The 26,653-nt window shown below is 61.3% G+C and carries 26 protein-coding genes and 1 tRNA gene; 12 read left to right on the top strand and 15 right to left on the bottom strand.

From position 1 onward, the window contains the following. Window positions 1-64: 64 nt before the first annotated feature. Both AC4GYV_RS10325 and AC4GYV_RS10320 read left to right on the top strand, forming a co-directional pair. A complete protein-coding gene (locus AC4GYV_RS10325; protein WP_491100627.1) occupies window positions 65-1,588 on the top strand; it encodes an alpha-N-arabinofuranosidase in 1,524 nt (507 codons plus the stop codon). A gap of 56 nt (window positions 1,589-1,644) precedes the next feature. Continuing rightward, on the top strand, window positions 1,645-2,982 hold the full coding sequence (locus AC4GYV_RS10320; RefSeq protein ID WP_491100626.1) for a glycoside hydrolase family 27 protein: 1,338 nt from the start codon (window positions 1,645-1,647) through the stop codon (window positions 2,980-2,982). Between the two features lie 33 nt (window positions 2,983-3,015). Here the strand turns inward: AC4GYV_RS10320 and AC4GYV_RS10315 are convergent, their stop codons facing one another. Both AC4GYV_RS10315 and AC4GYV_RS10310 read right to left on the bottom strand, forming a co-directional pair. Further along, window positions 3,016-4,560 (bottom strand): tryptophan halogenase family protein, encoded by a 1,545-nt coding sequence (locus AC4GYV_RS10315; RefSeq protein ID WP_491100625.1) that lies wholly within the window; start codon window positions 4,558-4,560, stop codon window positions 3,016-3,018. A 100-nt stretch (window positions 4,561-4,660) separates the two neighbouring features. Beyond that, complete coding sequence (locus tag AC4GYV_RS10310; RefSeq protein ID WP_491100624.1) at window positions 4,661-7,888, bottom strand: TonB-dependent receptor; 3,228 nt, start codon at window positions 7,886-7,888, stop codon at window positions 4,661-4,663. 351 nt (window positions 7,889-8,239) lie between these two features. On the opposite strand from AC4GYV_RS10310, the gene AC4GYV_RS10305 reads away from it, so the two are divergent. The 3 genes from AC4GYV_RS10305 to AC4GYV_RS10295 all read left to right on the top strand — a co-directional run bounded on the left by AC4GYV_RS10305 (window position 8,240) and on the right by AC4GYV_RS10295 (window position 10,752). Further along, window positions 8,240-8,932, top strand: coding sequence for a SapC family protein (locus AC4GYV_RS10305; RefSeq protein WP_491100623.1), 693 nt, complete (start codon window positions 8,240-8,242; stop codon window positions 8,930-8,932). Between the two features lie 2 nt (window positions 8,933-8,934). Continuing rightward, the gene (locus AC4GYV_RS10300) at window positions 8,935-9,951 is read left to right on the top strand and encodes a cupin-like domain-containing protein (RefSeq protein WP_491100622.1); all 1,017 of its coding nucleotides are present in this window, start codon (window positions 8,935-8,937) and stop codon (window positions 9,949-9,951) included. A gap of 96 nt (window positions 9,952-10,047) precedes the next feature. After that, a complete protein-coding gene (locus AC4GYV_RS10295) occupies window positions 10,048-10,752 on the top strand; it encodes a FadR/GntR family transcriptional regulator (RefSeq protein ID WP_491100621.1) in 705 nt (234 codons plus the stop codon). 57 nt (window positions 10,753-10,809) lie between these two features. Here the strand turns inward: AC4GYV_RS10295 and AC4GYV_RS10290 are convergent, their stop codons facing one another. From AC4GYV_RS10290 to AC4GYV_RS10275, 4 genes are all read right to left on the bottom strand, one after another. Beyond that, complete coding sequence (locus AC4GYV_RS10290) at window positions 10,810-11,643, bottom strand: aldo/keto reductase (protein WP_491100620.1); 834 nt, start codon at window positions 11,641-11,643, stop codon at window positions 10,810-10,812. Window positions 11,644-11,667: 24 nt separating this feature from the next. Beyond that, window positions 11,668-11,982: a putative quinol monooxygenase gene (locus AC4GYV_RS10285; protein WP_491100619.1), complete on the bottom strand. Its 315-nt coding sequence runs from the start codon at window positions 11,980-11,982 to the stop codon at window positions 11,668-11,670. A gap of 48 nt (window positions 11,983-12,030) precedes the next feature. Continuing rightward, complete coding sequence (locus tag AC4GYV_RS10280; RefSeq protein WP_491100618.1) at window positions 12,031-12,591, bottom strand: type 1 glutamine amidotransferase domain-containing protein; 561 nt, start codon at window positions 12,589-12,591, stop codon at window positions 12,031-12,033. Between the two features lie 115 nt (window positions 12,592-12,706). Continuing rightward, window positions 12,707-13,663 carry a cation diffusion facilitator family transporter gene (locus AC4GYV_RS10275; RefSeq protein ID WP_491100617.1) on the bottom strand — a complete coding sequence of 319 codons (957 nt, stop codon included), beginning with the start codon at window positions 13,661-13,663 and terminating at the stop codon, window positions 12,707-12,709. A gap of 326 nt (window positions 13,664-13,989) precedes the next feature. Here AC4GYV_RS10275 and AC4GYV_RS10270 point away from each other — a divergent pair, with 326 nt between their 5' ends. Next, on the top strand, window positions 13,990-14,547 hold the full coding sequence (locus AC4GYV_RS10270; protein WP_491100616.1) for a GH25 family lysozyme: 558 nt from the start codon (window positions 13,990-13,992) through the stop codon (window positions 14,545-14,547). A 95-nt stretch (window positions 14,548-14,642) separates the two neighbouring features. Here the strand turns inward: AC4GYV_RS10270 and AC4GYV_RS10265 are convergent, their stop codons facing one another. From AC4GYV_RS10265 to AC4GYV_RS10255, 3 genes are all read right to left on the bottom strand, one after another. Continuing rightward, window positions 14,643-15,206 (bottom strand): hypothetical protein, encoded by a 564-nt coding sequence (locus AC4GYV_RS10265; protein ID WP_491100615.1) that lies wholly within the window; start codon window positions 15,204-15,206, stop codon window positions 14,643-14,645. A gap of 78 nt (window positions 15,207-15,284) precedes the next feature. Then, a complete protein-coding gene (locus tag AC4GYV_RS10260; RefSeq protein ID WP_491100614.1) occupies window positions 15,285-16,694 on the bottom strand; it encodes a selenium-binding protein SBP56-related protein in 1,410 nt (469 codons plus the stop codon). A 322-nt stretch (window positions 16,695-17,016) separates the two neighbouring features. Next, a tRNA-Arg gene (locus tag AC4GYV_RS10255) sits at window positions 17,017-17,093 on the bottom strand. Between the two features lie 57 nt (window positions 17,094-17,150). Here AC4GYV_RS10255 and AC4GYV_RS10250 point away from each other — a divergent pair. Then, window positions 17,151-17,897 carry a queuosine precursor transporter gene (locus AC4GYV_RS10250; protein ID WP_491100613.1) on the top strand — a complete coding sequence of 249 codons (747 nt, stop codon included), beginning with the start codon at window positions 17,151-17,153 and terminating at the stop codon, window positions 17,895-17,897. Here the strand turns inward: AC4GYV_RS10250 and AC4GYV_RS10245 are convergent. The 3 genes from AC4GYV_RS10245 to purS are packed head-to-tail and all read right to left on the bottom strand — an operon-like array spanning window position 17,881 to window position 18,966. Next, window positions 17,881-18,060, bottom strand: coding sequence for a hypothetical protein (locus tag AC4GYV_RS10245; protein ID WP_491100612.1), 180 nt, complete (start codon window positions 18,058-18,060; stop codon window positions 17,881-17,883). The two genes, AC4GYV_RS10250 and AC4GYV_RS10245, sit on opposite strands and share 17 nt — an antisense overlap. Window position 18,061: 1 nt before the next feature. After that, window positions 18,062-18,730, bottom strand: coding sequence for a phosphoribosylformylglycinamidine synthase subunit PurQ (gene purQ, locus AC4GYV_RS10240; protein ID WP_491100611.1), 669 nt, complete (start codon window positions 18,728-18,730; stop codon window positions 18,062-18,064). After that, window positions 18,727-18,966, bottom strand: a complete 240-nt coding sequence (gene purS, locus AC4GYV_RS10235) for a phosphoribosylformylglycinamidine synthase subunit PurS (protein ID WP_491100610.1) — start codon at window positions 18,964-18,966, stop codon at window positions 18,727-18,729. The genes purQ and purS overlap by 4 nt, the downstream gene beginning before the upstream one ends. A gap of 135 nt (window positions 18,967-19,101) precedes the next feature. Between purS and AC4GYV_RS10230 the strand changes: the two genes are divergently transcribed. Further along, window positions 19,102-19,254, top strand: a complete 153-nt coding sequence (locus tag AC4GYV_RS10230; RefSeq protein ID WP_491100609.1) for a hypothetical protein — start codon at window positions 19,102-19,104, stop codon at window positions 19,252-19,254. A 17-nt stretch (window positions 19,255-19,271) separates the two neighbouring features. Here AC4GYV_RS10230 and AC4GYV_RS10225 read toward each other — a convergent pair whose 3' ends face one another. Next, a complete protein-coding gene (locus AC4GYV_RS10225; protein ID WP_491100608.1) occupies window positions 19,272-19,553 on the bottom strand; it encodes a hypothetical protein in 282 nt (93 codons plus the stop codon). A gap of 129 nt (window positions 19,554-19,682) precedes the next feature. Here AC4GYV_RS10225 and AC4GYV_RS10220 point away from each other — a divergent pair, with 129 nt between their 5' ends. Then, complete coding sequence (locus AC4GYV_RS10220) at window positions 19,683-21,767, top strand: 3-hydroxyacyl-CoA dehydrogenase NAD-binding domain-containing protein (RefSeq protein ID WP_491100607.1); 2,085 nt, start codon at window positions 19,683-19,685, stop codon at window positions 21,765-21,767. A gap of 18 nt (window positions 21,768-21,785) precedes the next feature. Beyond that, window positions 21,786-22,748, top strand: coding sequence for a gliding motility protein GldB-related protein (locus AC4GYV_RS10215; protein WP_491100606.1), 963 nt, complete (start codon window positions 21,786-21,788; stop codon window positions 22,746-22,748). Here AC4GYV_RS10215 and AC4GYV_RS10210 read toward each other — a convergent pair. Then, window positions 22,745-23,920 (bottom strand): MFS transporter, encoded by a 1,176-nt coding sequence (locus tag AC4GYV_RS10210; protein WP_491100605.1) that lies wholly within the window; start codon window positions 23,918-23,920, stop codon window positions 22,745-22,747. The two genes, AC4GYV_RS10215 and AC4GYV_RS10210, sit on opposite strands and share 4 nt — an antisense overlap. A 99-nt stretch (window positions 23,921-24,019) precedes the next feature. On the opposite strand from AC4GYV_RS10210, the gene AC4GYV_RS10205 reads away from it, so the two are divergent. Continuing rightward, entirely contained in the window at window positions 24,020-24,427 is a 408-nt protein-coding gene (locus AC4GYV_RS10205) for a MarR family winged helix-turn-helix transcriptional regulator (RefSeq protein WP_491100604.1), read from the top strand. Window positions 24,428-24,430: 3 nt separating this feature from the next. On the opposite strand, the gene AC4GYV_RS10200 is transcribed toward AC4GYV_RS10205, so the two are convergent. After that, window positions 24,431-24,655, bottom strand: a complete 225-nt coding sequence (locus tag AC4GYV_RS10200) for a plasmid stabilization protein (protein ID WP_491100603.1) — start codon at window positions 24,653-24,655, stop codon at window positions 24,431-24,433. Between the two features lie 127 nt (window positions 24,656-24,782). On the opposite strand from AC4GYV_RS10200, the gene typA reads away from it, so the two are divergent. Further along, entirely contained in the window at window positions 24,783-26,600 is a 1,818-nt protein-coding gene (gene typA / locus AC4GYV_RS10195; protein ID WP_491100601.1) for a translational GTPase TypA, read from the top strand. The last annotated feature ends 53 nt before the right edge of the window (window positions 26,601-26,653 follow it).

Here is a 26,653-nt window from a genome sequence, read left to right as displayed (position 1 = left end):
GTTCGCGAGACGCGTCGCCTTCGTAGCAGTCGCCCCAAGCCTCCTGCTCACATCCTTGTCCGCGATGGCGGCACAGCCCAGCGTCACTCGTGTCGAAGTGAACAGCACGCAGCGCGGTCCCGCAATCGATCCAGACATTTTCGGTCAGTTCGCGGAACATCTCGGCAGCGGCATTTATGATGGCATCTGGGTTGGACCGGACTCATCCATTCCGAATGTCCGCGGCATTCGCAGCGATGTGGTCCGAGCATTGCGCGCGATCCGTGTGCCGAACATTCGCTGGCCCGGCGGCTGCTTCGGGGACAATTATCACTGGCTCAATGGCATCGGCCCACGAGCGCAGCGGCCTGCAACACTCAATCCCGACTGGGGTAATGTGATCGAGCCCAACAGCTTCGGCACCGAGGAATATTTCGACTTCCTGAGCCAGGTTGGAGCCGAGGCCTTCATTTCCGAGAACGTCGGATCCGGCACGGTCCAGGAGGCCGCCGACTGGTTCGAATATATGACGTCCGTGCAGCCCACCACGCTTGCCAAGCAGCGAGCTGCCAACGGGCATCCCGCACCCTACAAGATCAAATATCTCGGTCTCGGGAACGAGAACTGGGGATGCGGCGGCGCGATGACGGCGGACCACTATGTCGAAGAGATGAAGCGGTTCGCGCATTACACGCGGAACTACAATCCGGCGCAGCAATCGGGACCGGAGACGATGAAGCGGATTGCGGTTGGCTGGGACAGCGGCAACAGCGACTACACCGACGCCGTCATGAAAGCGTGGAAAGAGAAAGTCTGGAGCTGGGATCTCGAGGGCGTTTCCCTCCATGGTTACACCATCCCAAACAGCTGGGAGAAGAAGGGGCCCAGCGTCGGCTTCGGCGAGGACGAATATGCCAAAGCCATCAATGCAACGCTGAAGATGAAAGATTGGGTCGCCAAGCAATCGGCGATCATGGACAAATATGACCCTGACAAGAAAGTCGGGCTCTATGTCGACGAATGGGGAATCTGGGCAGACCCCAACCCGGGTAGCAACCCCGGCTTCCTGCAGCAGCAAAACACGCTTCGCGACGCCGTGATCGCGGCCCTCAACCTCAACATATTCATGCGCAATGCGGACCGAGTTCGCGGTGCAAACATCGCTCAGATGATCAACGTGCTTCAGGCGATGATCCTGACCGACGGGCCGCGAATGCTGTTGACGCCGACTTATCATGTCTATCGGATGTACGTGCCCTTCCAGGGTGCAACGCTGGTTCCGGTTAGCTTCGACTCTGGGGACTACGTGTTTGGCGACATTCGCCTGCCCAAGGTTGATGCCGTGGCGGCGCGCGACAGAACGGGACGGCTCTGGCTGTCACTGGTCAACGTAGATCCCAATCAGGCAACGCAGGTCAGCGTGGCGATTGACGGCAAGGGCGTGCGCTCCGCCACAGGAGAAGTCCTGACAGCCGCCGCGGTCGACGCGCACAATAGCTTCGCCGCTCCAAGCCAGGTTGTGCCGAAACCATTTTCTGGCCGCCCGAACGACGGAAGGCTGGTCTTCAACCTGCCGCCAAAATCAGTCGCCGTGGTCCAGCTTCAATAGTTCTGCACAGGGGGGGGGCGAGAGTGGGCTCTACATTGCGCATTTTGCTACTCTCGTTGCTCAGCCTGTTGGCGACCACGGCTACGACGAGCGCTAGCGGTCAGACACTAGCATCCAGGCCACCGATGGGATGGAACAGCTGGGATGCGTTCGGCCTGACGATCGGTGAGGCCGACTATCGAGCGAACACGAAGGCTCTCGCCTCGATCAAGCAATATGGCTGGACCTACTCGGTTATCGACATGGGCTGGTACATGACCAATCCCGCGGGAAAGACGCGGATTGATCGTGATTTGCAGATCGACGGCAATGGCCTTTTGATTCCGACGCTCAACCGCTTCCCATCTTCTCGCGACGGCGAAGGGTTCAAACCGCTAGCAGATTGGGTGCACGGCCTCGGTCTCAAGTTCGGATTTCACATCATGCGCGGCATTCCGCGTAACGCGGTTGAACGCAACACGCCCATTGCCGGCAGCCCCTTCCACGCGACGGACGCGGCCGATACGTCGGATGCCTGCGGTTGGGACGACAGCAATTGGGGCATCCGCGATAATGACGCGGGACAAGCATATTACGATTCCATGATGCGCCTTTACGCTCGCTGGGGAGTGGATTTCCTGAAGGTCGATTGCATCGCCGACCACCCGTACAAGGTGAGCGAGATAAGGCAGATTTCCCGAGCCATTGCGAAGACCGGACGGCCGATCGTCCTGAGCCTTTCACCTGGCCCAACCCGGCTCGAGCACGGCGACGAAATTGCCCGCTATGGTCAAATGTGGCGCATCTCCAACGACATTTGGGATGGCTGGCATTTCCCGTACAACCCCCAGACCGATGGCTATCCGAGCGGCGTCGACACAGCGTTCGACAACCTCGCGAAATGGAACCGATATTCCCGACCGGGTAATTGGCCGGACGCCGACATGCTTCCGCTTGGTGAGCTGCGCCCGAGCCCCGGCATGGGCGATCCACGCAGCTCGCGACTTTCCCGGGACGAACAGCGCACTCAGTTCAGCCTGTGGGCGATCGGCCGATCGCCGCTCATTCTTGGCGCGAACCTCACGATGCTCGATCCGTTCACGCGGTCGCTGCTCACGAACAAGCGAGTAATTGCCGCAAACCAGCAGAGCTGGGAAAGCCATCCCATTTCCAATCTGCCCAGTGACCTAAGGGGGATCAGAGTTTGGTTGGCTTCGGCTGGCCCTCGCGATCGGCCGACGCGCTACGTTGCGTTGTTCAACCTTAATGAATCAGCGGTCGAGATCGATTGGAAGTCTCTAAACATCCCAAGTGCGCACTCGGCAGTCGATGTATGGTCGGGCCAGCCAGTCTCGACGCGTTCGCTCCACGTGAAGCTGCCTGCACACGGAAGCGCAATGTATCAGCTGCAGTGAGCGGCAGTTTGGGGCGCGGCTGAAACGACGAAATCAAACAGGTTGAAGACCGAACTCGGCAACCTTGTTTAGCAGATCACGGTGGCGCGGCAGGGCGCCCCGGAATTGTTCGGTGTATTTCGCGTTCTCGCGCCATGCGCGTTCGGCCAGTCGCGCTTCGCCAGCGATCGCGTCTTTCTCGACCTCGGTCTCGAAGCCCATGCCGTACAGCACGTACTGGTAACTTGCCGACGGAAACACTTCCTCGACGCGGTCGAACTCGTCGTGAAACCACGGTGATTGGTACCGCCAAAGCTCGAGCAGGTCCTTGAGACGTTCGGGCATGGTCGTTGGGTCGGCATTGTCGCGCCAAAATGGCGTGTCCCGTCGCTTGGTGATCGCATAATGCAATTTGAGGAAGTCTATGATGCGTCCCCAGCGGTAATGCGTGGTCGCGTTGTATCTCGAGGCGACGACGTCCATCACCTCACGACATACGGGCATCTGCTCCGCGATGATCTTCGCCGAAAGCTCGACCAGCACGATGGCCGAAGATTCGAGCGGTTCCAGGAAACCGGAGGCCAAGCCAATAGCGACGCAGTTGCCCTTCCAGAACGTTTCCCGATGTCCGGCGCGGATAGGGATCTTCCGCACGGATAGCTTATCTGCGGCTGGACCGATGTAGGCCCTTAGTTCGCGCTCGGCTTCGTCATCGGAAATGTGGCTGCTGGAATAGACATGGCCCACGCCCCGGCGGCTCGGGAGCCCGATGTCCCAAATCCATCCGGCCGATTGGGCAGTAGCGGTGGTGTGCGTCGTTACCGGATCAGCGGGACTGTCGTACGGCACCTGGACCGCCATGGCGGTATCGCAGAAGAGTACGTCGCTGCAGTCTTTGAAGCCAACGCCCATCTCCTTTCCGATCAGGAGCGCTCGGAAGCCGCTGCAGTCGACGAAAAGGTCGCCCTCAATCTCGCCGGCTTGCTCTGTAACGATCTTGCTGATGTCTCCGTTCTCCGCGCGCACGGCGTGCGTTACGTCCGCAAGCACATGCTTGACGCCCAACCTTTCGGTGCAGTGGCGCTGCATGAAGGGCGCGAACTTACCTGCGTCGAGGTGATAGGCGTAATTGGCAATGGCCTGGTACTCAGGCGTGGATATGGTCTTCGGCGCCAGGCCGGCATCACAGATGCGCCCCTGGGGACAGACGGCGTCACAGAAACTCACTCCATTCTGATGGGCAAGCCAATGGGGTACCAGGTTCAGCTCATCGAAGCTCTGAGGAAGCATCAATGGATGATAATATGCGTCGTCCGGCCACCCAGTCGTCCAGCCGACGAAGCGCCCGCCTTGTTTGAAGGCCGCATCGCATTCACGAAACAGCTCGGTTTCCGACACCCCTGCACGAGACAAGGTCGTTCTCAGGGTCGGCCAAGTCCCTTCTCCGACGCCGATGATCGGCGTGTTTGGGGACTCCACTAGCGTTACGCTGAATCCGCCCGCCATCCGGCTCTTGTGTTTCGCGGCGATCACCGCAGCAGTGAGCCAGCCGGCAGTGCCCCCGCCGACAATTACGACCCGTTTGACCGGTTTAGCCATTCCTTAGCGCACTCAAAAAAGCGGGAGATGTCAATCACTGCGACATCCCCCGCGTTGTTGCCGGACGAGGGGATCGTGTCCGGCACGAAGAAAACATCGACTAACCGCGCTCGGGCGCAGCCGGCGGAGGCGGTGGCGGCGGCGGGCACGTCGCCGTGGCCTCGATCACCGATCCATCCGGACAGGTCTGCGTCGCGGGCGGCGGAGGCGGTGGCGGCGCAGGAGGCGGCGGTGGCGGAGGCGGAGAAGCAGCCAGCTTGAACCGCACGCCCGCCGTGTAGCGGCGACCATAGTTCCAGATGTCCAGCGGCTGGTCCGAGAACCGGCCATGAGTGCTGTAATCGGAATTGTTGATGTTGGTCACAGCCCCGAACACGCTGAACTGCCGCGTAATGTCGTAGCTTGCGGAAGCATCGACCTGCAGCTGCTTGTCCACGTAAACAGGCTCGGCGCCGAACGTGCCACCCTGCGCCTGCCCAAGGCCCAGGAGGTACGAGTCACGCCAGTTGACGGCGACACGAGCCTGGAACCCATGCTTGTCATAGAAGCCGACGAAGTTGGCCGAGTTGGCGAGGCCCGTGATCGCAAATGCAGCACCGGAGACATCACTGGTCGGGAACTTGCGATTGCTTCCCACGAAGGTCGCATTGGCCTGTACGCCGAAGCCGCTGTTTCCAAACACATGCTGCAGCGCGATTTCCACGCCGTTCACATTTGCGTCGGGCCCATTCACCTGCCCGGTGATGTTGAAGATAGCTTCCTGGCCGGTGAAGGGATCTATGATCCCCGCGAAAGACTCCTGACGGACGCCGCCAACGATGAAGTTGGTGATGTGTTTGTAGAAACCATCGATCGCGACGTAGGAGTTCGGTGCATAATACCACTCCAACGTGGCGTCGAAGTTGTCGGAGAGATAGGGCTTCAGATCGGGATTTCCGCCGCTCCCCGAGAGCGACCCTCTCCGCAATGACCCATAGTTGATCGTCGGCTTCAGATTGGGAAGCAGCGGCCGAGTCAGTGTCCGCGATGCACTAAGCCGGGCGACCAACTGCGACGTGATGTCGAGCCTCATGTCGACACTCGGCAGCAAGTAGGAATATTTCGAATTGCTGCTGACCGGCCCGAACGCAAATGTGGGCGTGATCAGGGTCGGGTCGCCGGGATCCACGGCTAGCGCGGTGATGGTTTGCCCGATCGCCGAAACATTCACCTTGGTTCGCTCCTCGCGAAGCCCGGCGTTGAAGTGAAATGGCATGCCCGCAATGTCAGTCACGAACGTCGCCTTCATGAAGGCTGAGAGGGTCTTTTCGTCGACATCGAGGACGCTGCCTGGATCAAATCCAGGTTCCGTATTGTGGCCGGCAGCCTCGAGCGCTGCGTAGATCGCATAGGGATCGTAGCGCACGAAACCTGGAGCGAGCGCACTATTTCCATAGCCCGGGATGAATCCGGACGTACTTATTGTGCCGTGGAAAGCGTCAGTGGGCAGCGGCCACAATCCGCTCGTTCGCCCAGACGGCGCACCGTATCCAGCGAAGCTCGCGAAAACGCCGTTTGCGAACGTGTTCGCGTTCTCCGTGTGGAACTTGTTGTCGACGTATTGTCCGCCAAAGGTAATCTTGAAGTTTTCCTGCTCCCACCGGCCGGCCAATCTGGCCTGCTTGACAGTGTTCGTGGCGTAGTTGCGGAAGCGCACGATGACGTGCGAGCCCATCTGCGACGTGTCCAGGAATTCGGAAGTGTTGTTCGCGGGACCGACATCGTGAACGGCCGGTAGATCGCTGCTGCTCGGCCCATTAATCTGGACACCGGTGGGTGCCCCAAGAATGGTGCTGACGCACCCGCCGGAACTTGCGAACTCAGCGGTGACGCAGATCGGATCGAACGGGTTCGAGCTAACTGTGTTATACCCGCCGTAGCCGATGTCCATGCTGTCGTTGTGGCCATTGTGGCCAGGATTGAAGACAGATTTACCCCACGAGCCATCGGCTTCGAATTCCAGATGCTCCGTCGCGCTCCATTTCAAATTGCCTCCGAGTTGATTCCGCCGCGTGACAGCTTTCGTGTCATTCGCATTGAAATCCATCGGTGTGCCGAATTGATTGAAATCGATCACTGACCCGCTGGAATCGTATTTGACGTTCCGAAGATCGTCACCGTTGAACCACGCTGCATAACCGTAGCTTTTCGACTTCACATTTTGCTTAGTGAAGTTGTCGTCGATCGTGAGAAGAACGTCGTCGCTCGGCCGCCACTGCAGGGCCAGTCGACCATCGAAGCGCTCGTCGGAGGTCGTTACCTGCTCGGCCCCGATTTGCTGCGGGAACCACCCCAGCACCGACTTAACGTTGTTCGGATCGGCCCCTGCGGTACTGGTCGGGTCGTTAGTGGGAATACAGGTCAGGTTGATCGGACCGGCCTGACAGGGTGCGAAATGATTCCCGATCCAACCCGGGATGAACACGTGGTTAGACTCCGTATCCTCTCTCGTGTAGGTCGCAAACGCCAAGATACCCACGGTGTCGTGGGCAAAGGTGTCACTGACCAGCACGCCGGCCCTCGGCCTGACGCTCTTGTCGCGAGACTGAAGCGATCCCCCGAGGTAAGCGGCAACCTTGAGGCCCGTATAGTCGAACGGCTTTGGCAGCAGAACGTTGACCGTTGCACCAATTGCGCTCGTCGATAATTCGACGTCGGGCGTTTTGAGCACGTTGACCTGGCCGACGAAATCGGCGCCGAGCGTAGTGAAGTCTACCGCTCGGCTGGCATTGCCATTTCGATCCGTGGCAACCGTGGAGACATGGCGGCCGTCGAATAGGGTGTCGTTGAAATCGCCGCCGAAGCCGCGAACGGTGATTCCAGAGGCTTCGCCGCGGGCGCCGACGCGCTGGATGGAAACGCCGGGCACGCGCTGCAGCGCATCTGCCACGTTCGCATCGGGCCACTTGCCGATGTCTTCGGCGGAGATTGTGTCCATCACGCCTGGCGCATTGCGCTTCGCATTGATGCTCCGCTGCAGCGAACCCCTTAGGCCCGTGATGATAATCGGCTGGGCCTGATTGTTTTGGTCCATCGCCGTGACTTGATCAGGGGCGGTGGTTGTTGGCTGAGCTGCGGCATCATTCGCTGGCTGCGCTGCCGAGGTGCTCGAAGTTGCGGTGCTCGAGGCTGAATCGCTCGAGGTCGGAGCTACGGCCGCTGCATCGGCCAACGCCAATTGCTGTCCCTTGTGGTGGGACTTTTTAGCCGACTCTGCGTCGGCAGGAGCCGCCGCAATCAGTGCAAGAAGACTCGGCGTGCAAGCGAGCATCATTCGCCGCCATGCCACTCGATTTTGAGTTTCTTTTGTCTGAGTGCTGCAACGATCCCTGTTCATCTACGCCCCCTCCTCTCGACGACGAAGACCGGCCAAAGCCAGCCACACGCCAGCTCAAAAAACGTCAGGTTCTGGGGAAAAACGGCGCAGAAAGACGCTCACCACGAAACGCGGTGTTACAGACTCCTCTCCCCAGACGAGTCTTCGACTCCAGCTAACGCTATCATAACTGTTAGCGCTATCAAGAAAAAAATGTCTGAGTTTTTAATGGTGCTTTGATATTGAAAATGCGACACTTTCGAAGTGCGCGCGGTGGTCGCATGCGCTACGTACGAAACACGCATGGACTTTGGGGGAGGGCCATTGGCGGACTTGGACATTCTGAATTCGGACACGCACGCAGGCCTGCGTCTCGGACCCGTGAAGCTTGAGATTCCTCACTTCGTCCAAATCGTCGTTTCGGAATTTTCGTCGGCTGCCGCCTGTTGTCCCATCCTGTTCACGAAGAACCCCGAGACGGGCGGCTTCATCGTCGGCGCGCTATTCGGCTTCCGGCCAGGCGAAAACCTGATCAGCGGCGAACGGAGTGGCGATAGCGGCTTTCGACCTCTCGATATCGAACGCCAAGGTTTCTTCGTTGCTGGTGAGGAGATCGCAATCGACCCGGACTCTCCACGCCTAAGTTATACGGACGGAGAGCCGCTATTCGACGACGACGGCGCACCGACTGACCCGATGCGACGGATCCAACGTGCGCTTGGATTGCTTGTACGTGGTGCGGAGGAGACCGATGCCTTCATCCGCACTCTGGTGCAGCTTCGAATTATAGAGCCGATCGACATCTCGCTGCGGTTTGATGACGGCGAAGTTCTACAGCTCGAAGGCCTGTATTCGGTTAGCCTCGACGCGATCGCGGAACTCGATGATTCCACCGCTCTGTCGCTGTTCCGCAACGGATATCTGCAGCTGGCTTACTGCGTCGCGGGATCGCTACGGCAGATCCCGATATTGGCAAGCCGCCGCAATGACCGGCTTACAGAGCAAGCAAGACACTGAACATGGACTATCACGTTCAGGAGATGCGATACGATCCTGCCCTGGATTCGGACGGCTTCCGATCCGCAGTGGCAGAGCATGGCGAGCCCATCATTATCCGAGGGCTATGTGCCGACTGGCCAGTTGTTCAAGCGGCGGCGCAATCATGGGATGCCTTTGCAGAATACCTGCAAGGGCTCGACTGCGGGGCTCTCGCGGAGGTCTTCATCGGTCCGCCCTCAATCGCCGGCCGCTATTTTTATTCGGACGACTTCAAGGGTTTCAACTTCGAACGCCGTGACATGCGGCTGACGGATGTGCTCGCAAGGATGGAGGCGCTGGCAAGCGATTCCGAGGCTGCTTCAGTCTATTTCGGCTCGATACCCGCGGACAACCATGTTCCCGGCTTTGCTGAACAAAATCGGCTCGATATCGTCCCGTCGACGGTCCGCCCTTTGCTTTGGTTGGGAAGCGCGTCTTTCGTAAGTTGCCACTACGACACGTTCGACAACATGGCTTGCGTGGTCGCTGGACGAAGGCGCTTCACACTCTATCGGCCTGAAGCGATCGCCAACCTGTACGTCGGCCCAATCGATTTCACGATGGCCGGTCCACCCGTTGCCTTGGCGACAGGGAGCAAAAGCGGCGATCCTCGCTATCCTGACTTCGAATCTATTCGGGACTCTCATTTTGTTGCAGAGCTCGGGCCTGGCGACGCACTGTATCTGCCCAAGCTCTGGTGGCACCAGGTCGAAGCGATCGAGCCGAGCAACATGTTGGTGAACTATTGGTGGGATGCCTTCAGTTCAGGCCTCGACGCGCCTTACACAACCATGATGCTTGCGATGACGGCTATCGCCGAACGTCCCGAGGCGGAACGAGCAGCTTGGCGATCTTTCTTCGACCATTATGTATTTCGTTCGCGCGGCCATCCTTTAGCGCACTTGCCAGAGGAGCAGCGGGGAATACTCGGTGCGCCCGCTAGCGCTAATCATCGGCAAATTCGTGCGATGGTCATGCGCCAACTTCGCGGTGGATAGTGCGATAAGTGGGCGCCGAAGATCATCTGCTAGGCGTTTAGTTGCAGGCGCGGGTGGTGCAGGTATAGCGCAGCCATCGGAACTCCGGAGCGGGCTGTGAACCACGAACGACGCACTCCACCCCGAATCCACGGCGCCATAGCGAGGGCGATCGGAATTGAGATTGTCAGCGGCAAACGCCCTCCCGGATTCCAGTTCGGCGGCGAGATTGAAGCCAGCAACAAATTGGGGATCTCGCGAACGGCGTATCGCGAAGCGATCCGAATTCTGGCTGCAAAGGGAATGATTGAAAGCCGCCCAAGGGCAGGCACTCGAGTGAGCCCGCGAAACCAATGGGCAATTCTCGATCCTGAAGTTCTCTCGTGGAGTTTCGAAGGGGAACCGCAGCCGGAATTCGTGCGCGGCCTGTTCGAGTTACGAGAAATGATCGAGCCCGGTGCCGCTGCACTTGCTGCTCAGAGGCGTACGGAGGATCACTTGGTGCTGCTACGCGCGTCGGTCGAAGAGATGGCAAAGCATCCGCTCGAAACCGCTGAGGGTCAGGCTGCAGACCAGCGCTTCCACAGGACTTTGTTTGCTGCGACGGCGAATGAACCGCTCATCGCGCTCGCGAGCACGATCGGAGCCGCGGTTCGCTGGACAACACGGTTCAAAACCAGGGATGGACCATTGTCTCGCGATCCTGTTCCCGACCATCGCAAGGTGTACGAAGCAATCGCCGAGGCTAAACCTCGGGCGGCCAGCGAAGCGATGCGATATCTGATTAGCTGGGCTCGCAAGGACATGAAAATGTCCTTCTAGGCGGTCGTACCGAACGCGGGAGCAGAGCAGGCTCACGCCTTCGTCGGCGACTAGTTGCTAAATCATGGGCAGCACAGCGGGTTTTGGGCCGCGAGGGAACGCGGCGTCGATCCGCGCCACCTCGCTTTCGGACAGCTTGAGATCGCCCGCGCCGGCGTTGTCCGCAGCGTGTTCCGGCGTCGAGGCCTTTGGGATCACGAACGCCGCTTGAGCGAGGAAGGCGAGCGCGACCTGCCGGGGCGTTGCGTCGTGGGCCGCCGCGATCTCGGCGAGCACCCTTCCTCCCGGCGAGCGCTCATCGGGGAAGCGCCCGTGACCGAACGGGCTGTAGGCTACGACTGCTGCGCCGTTCCGTTTGCACCAGGGGATGACCTCGTGCTCGATCGCGCGTTCTTCGAGGTTATATAGCACCTGGTTGCATGCGATCCTGCCCGGACCGGCGATGTGCAGCGCCTCATCAAGGTCGGGAATGTCGAAATTGCTGACGCCCCAGGCGAGGATCTTGCCCGAGCGCACGAGTTGCTCGAAGCCGGCGAAAGTTTCGCGCAACGGTATCCGACCGCGCCAGTGCAGCAGGTAGCAGTCGAGACGATCGGTCCTGAGGCGCGACAAAGACCGTTCGCAGGCTTCGATTACGCCCGTGGTTGATGCGTTCTGGGGAAGCACCTTGGAAACAAGGAACACCTCGTCCCGCCGGCCACTGATTGCTTCTGCGATCAGCAATTCGGCATCGCCATACATTTCGGCCGTGTCGATGTGGGTCATGCCCTCATCGATGCCGCGACGGAGTGCAGCAACCGCAAGCTCGCGCCTACTCTCATCGATTTCCCAAGTGCCTTGGCCGATGATCGGAACGTCACGCTCCGTTGGTCCAAACCGCCGGAACTGCATGCCTGCCTCCTCACCGCGACGTCGTTACAGGACCTCCGCCACCGCTTCCTTGAATGCCAGCACCTCGGCATGCTCGATCTTGGGTACGCCGTTGAGCAGCGTCGGGGTCTTGGCGATCAGCGCTCGGCCGACCTTGCCGGCCAGATGGGCGAGCCGGTCCTTCTCGCTTCCGAACGTGTCGAAGATTGCGAAATCGCGCGCGCCGAACTTGACGGCATACCAGTCGATCGTTCCTTCCTCCTCCATCACATCGTCGAGCGCACTCCTGAGGAAGTCTTCGACTTCGTCCTCCTTCCCTTCCTTGGCCTCGATGCGGACGAACAATGCGCGGTCGATCATCATCTTTCTCCTATGCTAACTCGCGACGGCTTTAGGCATGCCGCCGGCTCAGGCGGCCTCAGGTGTCCTCTGCCTGGCGAACAGACCGATCATCGCCTCGTTGAATTGAGGGATGTCGTCCGGATTACGGCTCGTGGTAAGGTTGCCGTCGGTGACGCTCGGCTGATCGACCCACTCGGCGCCCGCATTGAGCAGATCGGTCTCAAGGGATGGCCAGGACGCGATCCGCCGGCCGTCCGCATAGCCAGTTTCAATCACCGTCCACGGCCCATGACAGATGGACGCAACCGGCTTGTCGTCGTCGAAAAAGGCGGTGGCGAAGGTCATCGCATCCTCGTCCATCCGCAACTTGTCCGGATTGATCACACCGCCGGGGAGCAGAAGCGCATCAAAGTCCTCGGGCCTCGCGTCGGCCAGCCGCACGTCGACCGGGAAGTCCTCTCCCCAATCCGTGAAGCGCCAGCTTCGAACCGTGCCGTCCTTGGGAGAGACGATGGACGTCTCGGCACCCGCGTCGTCGAGCGCCTGACGTGGCCTCGTCAATTCTACTTCCTCGAAGCCATCCGTAACCAAGATCGCAACGCGGCAACCGTTCAGTGTGTCAGCCATGACGATTTCTCCATCGCCCCCGCCAAAGGAGAAAGCCTCGCTTCGCGTCACGTTCCAGACAATATCAGCAAACCAATTGACGCATGTCATTGACATTGGTCGGGACTCCGGCGGCTCAGCTGCCGGAGTCCGGCCCGACATCGAGCAGTCCAACCTGACCCTGAAAGCGTTTGGGGTGAGGCCGGACGAAGATCCTGAACAGATCCGGGTGCTTGTCTCGCAGCTTCGTCTCCAGATCGGCGATCAGCCGCTCGATTTCCGGCGTCCGAAGATGGTCTTCAAACTCCAGGCCGACATTAGCGATGACCTGATCCGGCGCGAGCTGACTCGTCAGGATTCCTTCCACGCCGACGACACCGGGCTGGCGTTCCGCTGCGTCACGGATCGCGCGGGCGATCTCCGGCCCGGCACGCTCGCCGATCAGCAAGTCCTTGCTTTCACGCGCCAACAAGAGGGCGACACCGGCCAGCACGAGGCCGATGGCGATGGACGCTGCGCCGTCGATCCATGGTGCGCGGAAGTGGATGCTCAGCGCGGTGCCGATCGCAGCGACGGCGAGTCCGATCAGAGCGGCGCTGTCTTCGAACAGGACCATGAAGCTCGGCGGGTCCTTGCTTGCCTCCACCGCCGCAAGGATGGAGCGATTGCCGCGGACTCGCTTGAACGCCGACCAGCCGAACCACCAGCTGACGCCTTCAAAAAGCGCGGAGAAGGCGTAAACCGCGAAATTGATCAGCGGCTTCGTGATCGGTTCGGGGTTCCGGATATGCTGAACGCCTTCGTAGATCGTCACGCATGCTCCGATGGCGAAGATCAGCAGCGCGACCACGAAGGACCAAAAATAGAGTTCGCGCCCGTAGCCCCACGGGTGGAGGCGGTCAGGCGGCTTCCCTGCGCGGTGCTGCCCGTAGAGCAGCAGGGCCTCGTTACCGGTATCGACGAGCGAATGGATCGTCTCACTGAGCATCGCAGAACTGCCTGAGAGAGCGGACGCAACACCCTTCGTCACGGCAATCAGCAGGTTGCCGACGAGCGCGGCAATGACGGCAGTGCGTGAGGAGCCCTCGGCCATGCAGTGGAGAACCTCCACTGCCAATCATCGTTGCGCAGTCACTCCGAAATGTGCGGGATGCTGACAGTTTATGCGTTTCGTGGAGGGCTCAGCTGTTGAATAATCGACCGCTGGAAGCTGGTATGCGCCGCGCCGTGTTCGAAGCGGTTGTACGGCCGTTGTCGTGATGAGGGACGACGATTAGCCTCGGCTTCATGGCAGCCGCTCTCTGCAAGTGGGTCGTGCTCATTTCAGTTGCGGTGATTTCCTTAGCGAGCGCCGCCGCATCGCACGCAGCCAGAGGATGGCATCCTTCCGAACGACGGTATCCGTACCAGGGGATCGACGTGTCCCATCACCAGGGGCGCATTGCCTGGTCGAAATTGCCGCGCCAGGGTGTCGACTTCGCGTACATCAAAGCAACCGAGGGTGCGGACCGGACGGACAGGCGGTTTGCGATTAATTGGAGAGCAGCCCACGCAGCCGGTATTCGCCGAGGGGCCTACCACTTCTTCACGCTCTGTCGAAGCGGCCGCGATCAGGCGGTGCATTTCGTGCGCCATGTGCCAGCCGAAACAGCAGCACTGGCGCCAGCCGTTGACCTCGAATTTCCCGGGAACTGCCGCCACCGGCCGTCACGCGCGAAGTTCCACAGGGAGCTCGGCGATTTTCTGCGGATTGTGGAGGCGCGCTACGGCAAGCACGCCGTTCTTTACCTCACCCGTCGGTTCGACAGGCACTACCGGGTCAGCGCAACGTTCGAACGCCCGCTTTGGCTTCGCAGCCTTGGGTCACAGCCGCGCTTCGGTGCGCGCCGTTGGACGATCTGGCAATCGTCCGCGTCGCGTAGACTGAAGGGTGTGCACGGCCCCGTCGATTGGAACGTGCACGCTCATAGAGTTTAGGACGAAGTTAGCCGCAGCACGCTGAGACGTAAGCGGACGGTCAGGTGGCCAGTTTCGGCCGTCGGGCCGTTCGGTGACTGCCAGAAACGCTCGACTCAGCTCGAAACGGCACCTGCGGCGCCGATCGCGACCAAGCTAATCGCCCAGAGACGATCGAGGTTGAACCAGCTCTCCCGAATAACCCCTAAGCCGAGATAGCGGTACACTAGCCACGCAAGTATGCTGGCGCCTGCGACCATGGTCAGGGTGTGGAGAATGGAAACGCCGAGCACAATCCAGAGCGCTGGCATCGCGCCGGCGATGTGCTGCACATGCAGGTGGCCAACAATACCAAGGTACATCGGCACGAGCATCAAGCCCGCGCCGTGAGCGATGGCGATGAGGAATGCCCAAAGTAGCAGTCGGTTCGGCCGCACGCGTGCAAGCATTCGGGGATGTCGTGAGCGGATCAGCAGCAGGACTCCGAATGCCATCACGAGTAGGCCGCCTCCCGCGCGGACCACGGAAGCGCGCATCCCAATCCATTGAATTGCTGCAAACGGAAGGAGCAAGGCGCCTATCGCGACAAAATGGCCAGCGCCAATTGTCAGCAAGGCCTTGAACAGCGCGGACACGCGGCCCTCGAACAACGCGGCGGAGACTGCCAGGGGCCACCCCATTCCTGGACTCAGGCCATGGTATAGCCCCATGGCAATCACCATGATCCACAGTCCGGCTGCGTCCCCCCCTGTCACCGGTCAGGCGGATGGATAGCAGAAGGAGTCCGTTGAGCAGTCGCCGCCGCCAAGGCGCACCTGATGTGCGCGATAGCCGTCTGGAAACGCTGGCGTGAAGTCCTCTGCAAGCGTCATCTTCCCGCCAGCGTCGACGCGCGCCAGCGCCATCGCTCCATCGACGCCCGCCGGGTAGAACTGATCGTCCCAGGAAGAATAAAGCGAGTTCGTGAAATAGACGCGCTGGCCGTCGCGGCTGATCTCGACCATTTGCGGTCCACCTTGGAACTTCCTGCCCTTCGGTCCGCTGGCCTTTCGGACGATCCCTCCTATTTGCAAGCTATCGTTGAGCTTGGGATTGCGCGGATCACTGACGTCGTACTGGCGGAGTTCTCCAGTTCCCCAGCAGGACACGTAAAGATAGCGATCGTCCATTGAGAGATCGATGTCGGTGATCAATGGGGGGACCGCCCCGAAACCCTGCAGCAGCGGCGGCAGGTCGTCCTTGGCTGCGGGTTCGGGCGGGATGGTAATGATCTTTTCTGCACGAAACTCGCCGTCCTCGCGCCACCAGGCCCAGATCGAGCCCTCGAGGTTGGTCGTGTCGACCACGACGCCGACAAACCCGTATTCCTTCACCGGATCATGTGCGGGCCGGACCTCGAGTGCCATTTGGTGATTGGATCCGAGGTCGATGGTCTGCACGTGCCGGCGCTCGCGCAGATCCCAAAAGTGAAGCTGGTGGCCGTAGCGATTGCCGAGCAGGTCTTCGGGGACGATGCCGTTCTCGAACTGGGGCGGCACGGCCCACTCGCTCGAGACCATATAGTCGCGCGGAAGGTTCCACCAAAAGTCGTAGTGAAGCTTTTGGGGGCCCCGCTCGATTTCCCACCGGCCGAGTACCTCGAACGTCTCGCAGTCCATGATGAAGATGCCCGGCGGGCCATCCGTGCCTTCCGGGCCTGCGCCACCAAGCGTGCTGACGTAGATGCCCTCAGGGCCGCAATGGACCGTGTGCGGGCGCGAGTAGCCAGTCCGGCTGAAGATCTCCTCCGGCTCGATGATCTTGTGGATCTTCGCGTCGGTCGGGCTGGGCTTGGTATCGATGACGTAGATGCGCGACGAGCGCATGCCGGGAACGATGAGAAACCGGCGCTCCAGGAACGGATGGCCCGAAAGGGGCGACAGAGCGGAGCTGCAGGCGTTCCAGCCGAAGTGGTGAAACTCGTCGCCGCTGTTCGGCATGGCGACAGTGTGCACGATCTCACCGAAGCGATCGGAATCGGGCTTCGTGTCCACTACCCCCAGCGCATCCGGTTGCGAGCGGTCGCCGCTTAGCATCACGACGAAGGCGTACTCTTCGGGTGGTGCTTCCATCGCGAGTTTGGGTGATGGATGAAACGTGGGGTCCGGACGCATGGTCTGTGCAGGCATGAGAAGCCCCCTGCCGAAGTAGCCCCCTCAGCCGTCGATAGTAGCTTAAGCTGCACTGGGTCATCAACAGTGGTCTAAGCTTGGCGGCTCTCGCCGCAGTCGCTGCCGCGAGCGTTTCAGGACAGCATAGGAGATCGGGCTATCACATGAGGCGTAAGCCGGAAGCCCTTGTGACCTGACGGCAGCTCTCGCGCACACTCACCGCAAAGTGACTGTCTGCTACCGCGCATTCGCAGCCATTACACCGTTGCGCCGCGCATACCTTTCCTGCGCGTTTTCATTCATCTTGCTTCCCTCTATCCTACCAGGGGAAGGTCATAGATGGCGCGCCCGGCAGGATTCGAACCTGCGACCCCAAGCTTAGAAGGCTCGTGCTCTATCCAACTGAGCTACGGGCGCGCACGCATGTGACGTAACCGGATTTGACGCGAAGCGGAACCGCGCTACGCCACTCTCATGAAAGCCGAAGGGGAGGGGCTGCGGCACGTCGAGGCGCGCACGATGCACGGCGCGCGCTTCCGCTACTTCGATTTCGTCATGGTCGCGTTCGTGGTGGTGTTGTTGTTGTCGAACGTCATCGGGGCTGAGAAGCGTTCCGTCGTTCCGATCCCCGGCATTGGCCTGTGGCCGTTCGGCGCCGGAATCCTCTTCTTCCCTATCTCCTACGTAATCGATGACGTGTTGACGGAGGTCTACGGCTACGCCCGCGCCCGGCGTGCGATCTGGGCGGGCTTCGCAGCGCTAGCCTTCATGGCCATCATGGAGTGGACGGTGGTCCACCTGCCCGTCGCGCCGGGGTGGAACGGCCAGTCGGCTTACGAGCGCGTGTTCGGGTCCGGCTGGCGGATCATCATTGCGTCGATGACCGCCTTCTTCGTCGGCGACTTCCTCAATTCCGTCGTGCTCGCGAAGATGAAGATCTGGACCGAGGGGAAATATCTCTGGACCCGCACCATTGGCAGCACGATCGCCGGCGAAGGGGCGGACAGCCTCATCTTCTATCCGCTGGCTTTCTACGGAATGGCGGATTGGCCTGCGGACATCATGCTGCAGGTGATGCTCAGCCAGTTCGTACTGAAGGTGAGCTGGGAGGTGCTGCTCACACCGGCGACTTACCTGGTCGTCGGCTGGCTCAAGCGAAAGGAAGGCGTCGACGTGTACGACGTCGGTACCGACTTCAGCCCGTTCACGACGGACGTCTAGCCAGAAGGAACACCGCCCAGACGGCGAACCCCAGGGAGAGTGCGGTCGTGAGCATGATGATCGGCTCCCGGAAGATCTGAGCTCCTTCGGCATAGCCCCGAGCGAGGTGGGCAGCGAACATCAGGGCAAAGATCAGGCCCGTGATGCCGATGTAGGTTCGCACTCTAGGCGGCGACCGTTTCCAACAGGCCCTCGAACAAGCGGCGCCCGTCCAACGAGCCATGGGCTGGCTCCACGACGCGCTCGGGGTGGGGCATCAGGCCGAGCACATTGCCGCTGTCGTTGAGGATGCCCGCAATGTCGCGAGCCGAGCCGTTGCAGTCGTCGAGATAGCGGAACGCCACGCGGCCCTCGCCCTCGAGGCGATCGAGCGTCTCGCCGTCTGCCTGGAAATTGCCGTCATGGTGGGCCACCGGGAAGGTCACGGTTTCACCGCTGTCATACTGCGAAGTGAACAGGCTCTGGCTGTTCTCGACGCGCAGACGCACGGCCTTGCAGACGAAGCTCAGCCCCGCGTTGCGCATCAGCGCACCGGGGAGCAGCCCGGCCTCGGTCAGCACCTGGAAGCCGTTGCAGATGCCGATTACCGGCACGCCGCGGGCTGCGGCCTCCTTCACGGCCTGCATGATCGGCGACCGCGCAGCCATCGCGCCTGAACGCAGGTAGTCGCCGTAAGAGAAGCCGCCGGGAACGCCGATGAAATCCGTTCCTTCAGGCAGCTCGCTGTCCCGGTGCCACACCATCGCTGGCTTGCGGCCCGTCACCTGCTCCAGAGCTACGGCGAGGTCGCGGTCGCAGTTGGAGCCGGGGAAGACGATGACGGCGCTTTTCATGCGTTCTCGAGCCTCTCGATCCGGAAATTCTCGATGACCGTATTGGCCAGCAGCTTGCGGCACATGTCCTCGATCTCGGAATCGCGTGTGTCGTCGGCAAGGTCCAGCTCGATCAGCTTCCCCGCCCGCACATCGTTGACGCCGGAAAAGCCGAGGCCCTCCAAAGCGTGATGGATGGCCTTGCCCTGCGGGTCGAGGACTCCGGGCTTCAGGGTGATGAAGACGCGCGTTTTCATGTGTTTCGCCTGCTAGCTTGCGACTGTGGCAGCCCTATGGCGCCACCCGCTGAGCGGCACAACCTTTACCGGCTGTTTACCCTGCTGAGCGGATAATCAGCGCTCCGTGGGGTATTTAGCGTAGGAGGATTCCACATGGCCGCCGGTATAGCGATTGCCATGTTCATCGCGTTGGTTGGCTGGGGCGGCAGGTATTTCGGCTGGGACGACCCGGACGGAAAGGTCCAGCTTGCGCTGGTAACCGCCTTTATCCTCGGCATCGTCGGCGGGTTCAAGTCCCGCGGCTGACGCCGAGGCCCGAAGCGTCAATCCTTCGGCTGCAGCTCGATTTCGCCACCCTTGCTCGGCTCCGTAAAGCCGCGGATGATCTGCAACATCCCCTCTGTGCCGAACAGCTGGTAAAGCGCGTAGAGCCCGTTCGCGAGATTCCCGCCAAACTGAAAGCTGAAGCGATCGAAATCGCAGTTGCTCATGGTCAGTGAGCCTCCCGAATACTGCAGCGTCACATTATTGAAGCTGCACTTCTCGAACGTGTTGTCGTCCAGCTGAACCGTAGTGTTTTCGAACGTCTGATCCTTGTAATCCACGCTTAATCCTTTGGTCGGTCGCTTCTTTGCGGGAGCCGGTAGGCCATAATCCCGCGATTGTCAGCAACGCCCGAGTCGGACTTGCAAGGCTGTAAGCAGCAGCTTAGCGCCGCTCGCGGGAGACCTGACATGACTGACGTTCGCGACAAGCCCACAACCGGCCCGATTTCGACCCGCAAGCACGGCGACGTCATGATCGTGCTTAGCAACAACCCGCCCGTGAACGCGCTCGGACATGCCGTGCGGCAGGGCCTGGTCGCGGCAATCGAGCAGGCCGAAGCGGACGACAGTGTGAAGGCCGTGGTCATCGCCTGCGAGGGCCAGACCTTCTTCGCGGGCGCCGACGTCTCCGAATTCGGCACGCCCAAGGCGTTCGAGCAGCCGATGCTCCCGCAGGTCGTCGACCGGATCGAAAGCTGCACGAAGCCGGTGGTGGCGGCGATCCACGGAACGGCGCTCGGGGGCGGCCTCGAGGTTGCGCTCGCCTGCCATTACCGGGTCGCGGATCCTTCAGCGAAGCTCGGCACGCCGGAGGTGAAGCTCGGACTTCTTCCCGGAGCGGGCGGGACGCAGCGCCTTCCGCGAGTTGCCGGCGTTCGGAAGGCGTTGGAGATGTGCGCCACTGGCAACCCCATCGGTGCCAAGGAAGGCTTTGAGTGCGGCCTCGTCGACCGGCTCATCGAGGGCGAGCTAATCCCCCACGCGGTCGGTTATGCGGAGGAAGTGCGCGACGTGCGCCCGCTGCCGAAAAGTTCGGAGCGGCAGGACAAGCTCAACGAGTGCAATCCCGAGACGTTCGAGACGTTCCTTAAGGAGAACGGGCGCAAGTTCCGCGGCTTCGATGCTCCCATGAAGAACGTCGCGGCGGTGAAGATCGCCTGCGAGAAGCCCTATTCCGAAGGCGTGCTCGAAGAGCGCCGGCTGTTCATGGAGCTGATGAGCGGCACCCAGGCCAAGGCGCAGCAATATTTCTTCTTCGCCGAGCGCAAGGCCGCGAAGATCGAAGGCCTCGCCGACGACGTACGGCCGCGCGATATCAAGCGCGTCGGCGTGATCGGTGCCGGCACCATGGGCGGCGGCATCTCGATGAACTTCCTGTCGGCCGGGATTCCGGTGACCATCGTCGAGATGGGCCAGGATGCGCTCGATCGCGGCACCGGTTTGATGCGCAAGAATTACGAGGCAACTGCCTCGAAGGGCCGCATGACGACAGAACAGGTCGAAAAGGCGATGGGGCTCTTGAAGCCCACGCTCGATTTCGAGGCGCTGGCCGACTGCGATCTCATCATCGAAGCGGTCTACGAGAATATGGACGTGAAGAAGGAGGTCTTCGGCCGCCTCGACAAGATCGCCAAACCCGGCGCGATCCTCGCGTCCAACACGTCCTATCTCAACATCAACGAGATCGCGGCGAGCATCTCGCGACCCAGCGATGTCGTCGGCATGCACTTCTTCTCGCCTGCCAACGTGATGAAGCTGCTCGAGGTCGTGCGCGGCGACAAGACTGCGCCGGACGTGCTGCTCACCGCGATGCAGATCGGTAAGCGCATCAAGAAGGTGCCGGTGGTTGCGGGCGTGTGCCACGGCTTCATCGGCAACCGCATGCTGATGCCGCGGCAGATCGAGGCGACCAAGCTGCTCCTAGAAGGCGCGACGCCAGAGCAAGTCGATCGAGTCCATGTCGAGTTCGGCATGCCCATGGGGCCGTTCCAGATGGCCGACCTCGCCGGCGTCGACATCGGTTGGCACCGCGATCCGAACCGGATCGAGAATGTCCGCGACGCCCTCTGCGCCATCGATCGCTGGGGACAGAAGAAGGGCGCCGGTTTCTACGACTATGACGAGAAGCGCCGGCCGACGCCGTCGCCGGTCGTCCAGCAGATCATCGAAGACTTTGCCAAGAAGCAGGGCGTCGAGCGCCGCGAGATCAGCGACGAGGAGATTGTCGAGCGCACGCTCTATACGATGGTCAACGAGGGCGCGAAGATCTTGGAAGAAGGCATCGCCCAGCGCGCCTCCGACATCGATGTGGTCTGGGTCTACGGCTACGGCTGGCCCGTTTATCGCGGCGGCCCGATGTTCTGGGCCGATACGGTCGGACCGGACAAGATCGTCGAGGGCCTCAAGCGGCAGGAAGAGCGGATGAAGCCGGAGTTCAGCTTCTCGAACCTCTTGCTTGAGAAGGCGGAAAAGGGCGAGAAGTTTACCCGTTGAATTGAGCAGGGCTCGCGGATGATTTGGAAAGCCTTCGCAGGTCTCGTCGCCTTATTCCTGGCGACGGGTGCGAATGCGCAAGCCGATCCACTCACGATCAGGATCGATGACAGTGCCGCGCGACGGTTCGCGGATCTGTGGCGCGGGACCAATGGAAAGCCCACGGCCGCGGATGTCCAAAGGACCTATCTCGATTACGGCGGCCGCGGGATCGAAGTGTTCATGCGCGGGCGCATCGAGAATGCGGACCACTTGGCACAGGTCATCGCGGCGAAGCCCCAGATTTACGCCGATGCAGTCAATCGCTGCCTACCTTGGGTCCCTGGAACGAACGCTCAACTTCGGACGACCTACCAGGGGTTGAAGAGGATTCTCCCCGATCACCGCCTGCCCCTGATCGCCGTTGTGGTAGGAGCGAACAACAGCGGTGGAACCGCGGCATCAGGCATTCAGGTGATTGGGCTCGAGGTAATCTGCCGCCTCTCTCCGACGCGCGACGCCTTCGACGATCATATGCGAGAGTTTTTCGCGCATGAGACAGTGCACACTTTTCAGCCCAATCTCAGCGACGTCGCGAAAAGGGATCTGCTTCTTGCGTCGGCGCTCGTCGAAGGCGTGCCGGACTATGTGACCGAAGTGGTGACCGGCGAAGTGCCGGACCCCAAGCGGGACGCATGGGCGCGGCCGCGCGAGCGATTGATCTGGCAGCAGTTCCTCGCCGACGCCGCGATCGTGAAGCGCGGGACCGATGCGAGGGACAAGGTCAGCCCCGAAGCGCAGGAAGCCTACCATCGGTGGTTCGGGAACGCGGGCAGCGCTCCGGAGGGATGGCCCGACGAACTCGGCTATTGGGTCGGCATGCGCATTGCCGAGCAATATATGGCTCGATCAGCCGATAAGCATGCCGCACTCAATGAGTTGATCCAGGCTCGCGACCCTGCCGAGATACTGAGAAAAAGCGGCTACGGCGCCTTTCCTTAAGCGCGTCGCTCTTCCTGCAACAATGTCAGCATGGCGAGTGCTGCGGCAGCAACCGCGGCACTGGTGAAGAACGTCGCCGAGCTTCCCTCACGGTCCCACATCCAGCCTGCCCCAAGGCTCGCAAGCAAGGCCGCGATTCCGCTGACGAACCAGAAGGCGCCGAAGCTGGTGGCGCGCAGGTCCTCAGGCGCGCTGTCCGCGATCATGCGCGAAAAGATGCCCTGCGTCAGCGCCATGTGCGCCCCCCACAGGATCACGCCGATGGCAAGAAGGGCGAAGTTGTCGGCTTTGGCGAGGACCAGGTTCCCTGCGATCAACGCCGCGATGCCAGCCATCAGCAGCGACTTGGGACTCATCCGGTCGCTGAGCGCGCCGGCGGGGTAGGCAAGGGCGACATAAGCGAGATTGAAGAGCGCTAGGGTCAGTGGCGACATCGCCTCGGTGAGCCCGATCTCGAGTCCCTTGAGGATGAGGAATGCCTCTGAGAAGCGCGCGAGTCCGAACAGGAATCCCACCTTGAGCAGCCGCTTCGTCGCGGCGTCGAGATGGCGAAAGCCCGAGAAGAAGGGAGACTTCTTGAGCGGCGCGCGATGCTCCTCAGGCTCGCGCAAGGCAACCCACGCAAGAAGGAACGAGCAAAAGGCCGGGATGATCGCGACCCAATAAACCGACCTGATATCGCTCGCGAACCAGGCCATCAGCCCGATCGCTGCAATCGGCGCCAGCAATGCGCCCACCGTGTCCAACGATTGCCTCAATCCGAAAGCGCGCCCGCGAATCTCAGGCGGCGTCTCGTCGGCGACCATCGCGTCGCGTGGGGAGCCGCGAATACCCTTGCCGATGCGATCGGCGAACCGCGCGCCCATGACCGTTGCGGCGCTGCTGGCCAAAGGGAAGAGTGGCTTGGACAGGGCGGCGAGGCCGTAACCGGCGACAACCCACGGCTTCCGCTTCAGGCTTCGGTCTGAAAGCCGCCCTGAAGCGAGCTTGGCAAAATTGGCCGTCGCTTCGGCAATGCCGTCGATTGCTCCCAGCGCTGTCGCCGGCAGCCCGAGGACCAAAGTCACGAATGCTGGCAGGAGCGCGTGATAGATCTCGCTCGACAGATCCATCAGCATGCTGACGAAGCCAAGGATCCAGACGTTGCGGGGGAGGGGCGGGCGCGTGCTCAAGCGCACCTCATTGCGGCTTCGTCGCGCTCGCGCAACCGCTCGTCCACTGCTTCGGCGCAACAATATTGCGCAGTGCCCAATTGTTGTTAGGCTGCAATCATGATGTGGGGGTCGTCACCGGCCGCGCTGGCCAACCGTTTCAACACGCTCGCCCAGAATTGGGTGGCGGACGGACCTGCCGCACGCGCCGAGCGTGCTCGCCGAAAATTGCTGTCGGTGATAGGTTCCCACGAGCCTGCCACGCTCAACGAAGTTGCAGCGGAAGTCGGACGTGGCGCACCTGCCGTCAGCCGCGCTGTGGACGCGCTCGTGCGCTCCGATCTGGTCGAACGGACGCAGGATCCCGACAATCGCCGCCGCCTCGCGCTTCGCCTCACCGATCATGGCCGTCAGGAACTAACGAACCAGCCGAAGGCCGTCTCCGGGCTGGAGCTTCGGCTAGAGCGTCTGGCGCACAGCGAACTGCGCGCCATTGAACGCGCGATCGAGATCCTCGAGCGGGCCTAAGGCTTAACCGTTGCCGCGCCTGCGGCGCGTTTCCCAACCCTTTTTTGCAGCGGCGCTGCGGCTGGTCGACCTGCCTGACCCGGCGTTTTTGCCGCCCTTGTCCTGCTTGTTGACCGTTGCCCAGGCCCGGCGCTCGGCTTCCTTGTGGGAAACGCCGCGCTTTTCGTAGCCTTCCTCGATGTGCTTTTCCTTGCGGTCCTGCTTGGCTGTATATGCTCCACGGGGCATGAATAACCTCCTCATGCTTTTCGGTTTCGCCGGGCTAAACGCATGAGCAAGGGTGCCGTTCATGCTGCATTGCAACATTCGCGGGTAGCGACTACATGGCCGCCGAACTTTTTTCCGGGAAAATCAGATGAACCTGCGTAACGTCGCGATCATCGCGCACGTCGATCACGGCAAGACTACACTTGTCGATCAGCTCTTCCGCCAGTCGGGCACCTTCCGCGAGAATCAGCGCGTCGAGGAGCGGGCGATGGACTCGAATGACCTCGAGAAGGAGCGCGGGATCACGATTCTGGCGAAGTGCACGTCGGTCGAGTGGAACGGCACGCACATCAATATCGTCGACACGCCGGGCCACGCCGACTTCGGCGCCGAAGTGGAGCGCATCCTGTCAATGGTCGACGGCGTCATCCTGCTCGTGGACTCCGCCGAGGGCCCGATGCCGCAGACGAAGTTCGTCACCGGCAAGGCGCTGTCGCTCGGCCTTCGTCCGATCGTCGTCGTCAACAAGATCGATCGTCCGGACGCGCGTCCGGCGGAGGTGCTCGACGAAGTATTCGAGCTGTTCCTCAACCTCGAGGCGACCGACGAGCAGCTGGACTTCCCAACGCTCTACGCGAGCGGCCGCGCGGGCTATGCCGGATCGACCGACGACGTCCGTGAGGGCGATCTGACCCCGCTATTCCAGGCGATCGTCGACCATGTGCCGGCGCCCTCGCTCGATCCGGCGGGCGAGTTCAAGATGCTCGCGACCCTGCTCGACCGCGACAACTTCCTTGGCCGTATTCTTACGGGCCGAATCGAAAGCGGCACGCTCAATATCAACGAGCCGATCCGCGCGATGGACGTGAACGGCAACGTGGTCGAGGACGGCCGCGTCACCAAGCTGTTCGCCTTCCAGGGGCTGGAGCGGGTTCCGGTCGAATCCGCAAAGGCAGGCGACATCGTCGCTATCGCGGGCCTCGTGAAAGCGACCGTCTCCAACACCATCGGCACGCCTGCGATCACTGAGCCGCTTCATGCGCGCGAAATCGATCCGCCGACGCTCAGCATGACCTTCGCGGTCAATGACAGCCCCTTTGCAGGCAAGGACGGCGACAAGGTGCAGAGCCGCGTCATCCGCGACCGCCTGCTGCGCGAGGCTGAAGGCAATGTCGCGATCCGCGTCACCGAGACTGCCGGCGGCGAGGCTTATGAAGTGGCCGGCCGCGGCGAGCTTCAGCTTGGTGTGCTGATCGAGACGCTGCGCCGCGAAGGCTTTGAGCTCGGCATCAGCCGCCCCCGCGTCCTCTTCCGTGACGGCCCGAACGGCCGTGAGGAGCCATACGAGACGGTCGTCGTCGACGTGGACGACGAGTTCTCCGGCACCGTCATCGACAAGATGGCGCTGCGTAAGGCGGAAATGACCGACATGCGGCCGTCGGGCGGTGGCAAGACGCGCCTGACCTTCTCCGCACCGTCACGTGGCCTGATCGGCTATCATGGTGAGTTCCTGTCCGATACGCGCGGCACCGGCATCATGAACCGGCTGTTCGAGAAGTACGGCCCCTACAAAGGTCCGATCGCTGGCCGTCAGAACGGCGTCCTGATCTCGATGGAGCAGGGCGGGGCTGTCGCCTACGCGCTGAACGCGCTTGAGGACCGGGGCATCCTGTTCGTGTCGCCCGGTGAGCTGCTCTATGAGGGCATGGTCATCGGCGAAAACGCCAAGCCGCAGGACCTCGAGGTCAATCCGCTCAAGTCGAAGCAGCTCACCAACTTCCGCGCGAGCGGGAAGGACGAAGGCATCCGCCTGACTCCGCCGAAACGCATGAGCCTGGAGCAGGCGATTGCCTACATCCAGGACGACGAGCTGGTGGAAGTGACGCCGAAGGCGATCCGGATCCGCAAGCGCTTCCTCGATCCGCACGAGCGCAAGCGTGAAGCGCGCAAGATGGAAGCCGCCTAGGCGAGTTCGTGGCCATCCTGCGATGGCCACTCAACGAATTCCCAGCATCGGCG

It is taken from the genome of Sphingomonas sp. SP4 (assembly GCF_058313375.1).
This window is presented reverse-complemented; position numbering and strand designations above follow the sequence as displayed.

What these genes read in the sequence shown, in the direction of transcription:
- AC4GYV_RS10260 (WP_491100614.1), bottom strand. Translation starts at nt 16,694, where the DNA reads ATGCCTGCACAGACCATGCGTCCGGACCCCACGTTTCATCCATCACCC.
- AC4GYV_RS10300 (WP_491100622.1), top strand. Translation starts at nt 8,935, where the DNA reads ATGGACTATCACGTTCAGGAGATGCGATACGATCCTGCCCTGGATTCG.
- AC4GYV_RS10230 (WP_491100609.1), top strand. Translation starts at nt 19,102, where the DNA reads ATGGCCGCCGGTATAGCGATTGCCATGTTCATCGCGTTGGTTGGCTGG.
- AC4GYV_RS10205 (WP_491100604.1), top strand. Translation starts at nt 24,020, where the DNA reads ATGATGTGGGGGTCGTCACCGGCCGCGCTGGCCAACCGTTTCAACACG.
- AC4GYV_RS10285 (WP_491100619.1), bottom strand. Translation starts at nt 11,982, where the DNA reads ATGATCGACCGCGCATTGTTCGTCCGCATCGAGGCCAAGGAAGGGAAG.
- AC4GYV_RS10290 (WP_491100620.1), bottom strand. Translation starts at nt 11,643, where the DNA reads ATGCAGTTCCGGCGGTTTGGACCAACGGAGCGTGACGTTCCGATCATC.
- purQ (WP_491100611.1), bottom strand. Translation starts at nt 18,730, where the DNA reads ATGAAAAGCGCCGTCATCGTCTTCCCCGGCTCCAACTGCGACCGCGAC.
- AC4GYV_RS10250 (WP_491100613.1), top strand. Translation starts at nt 17,151, where the DNA reads ATGAAAGCCGAAGGGGAGGGGCTGCGGCACGTCGAGGCGCGCACGATG.
- AC4GYV_RS10200 (WP_491100603.1), bottom strand. Translation starts at nt 24,655, where the DNA reads ATGCCCCGTGGAGCATATACAGCCAAGCAGGACCGCAAGGAAAAGCAC.
- AC4GYV_RS10280 (WP_491100618.1), bottom strand. Translation starts at nt 12,591, where the DNA reads ATGGCTGACACACTGAACGGTTGCCGCGTTGCGATCTTGGTTACGGAT.
- AC4GYV_RS10265 (WP_491100615.1), bottom strand. Translation starts at nt 15,206, where the DNA reads ATGGGGTGGCCCCTGGCAGTCTCCGCCGCGTTGTTCGAGGGCCGCGTG.
- AC4GYV_RS10325 (WP_491100627.1), top strand. Translation starts at nt 65, where the DNA reads ATGGCGGCACAGCCCAGCGTCACTCGTGTCGAAGTGAACAGCACGCAG.
- typA (WP_491100601.1), top strand. Translation starts at nt 24,783, where the DNA reads ATGAACCTGCGTAACGTCGCGATCATCGCGCACGTCGATCACGGCAAG.
- AC4GYV_RS10215 (WP_491100606.1), top strand. Translation starts at nt 21,786, where the DNA reads ATGATTTGGAAAGCCTTCGCAGGTCTCGTCGCCTTATTCCTGGCGACG.
- AC4GYV_RS10220 (WP_491100607.1), top strand. Translation starts at nt 19,683, where the DNA reads ATGACTGACGTTCGCGACAAGCCCACAACCGGCCCGATTTCGACCCGC.
- AC4GYV_RS10275 (WP_491100617.1), bottom strand. Translation starts at nt 13,663, where the DNA reads ATGGCCGAGGGCTCCTCACGCACTGCCGTCATTGCCGCGCTCGTCGGC.
- purS (WP_491100610.1), bottom strand. Translation starts at nt 18,966, where the DNA reads ATGAAAACGCGCGTCTTCATCACCCTGAAGCCCGGAGTCCTCGACCCG.
- AC4GYV_RS10315 (WP_491100625.1), bottom strand. Translation starts at nt 4,560, where the DNA reads ATGGCTAAACCGGTCAAACGGGTCGTAATTGTCGGCGGGGGCACTGCC.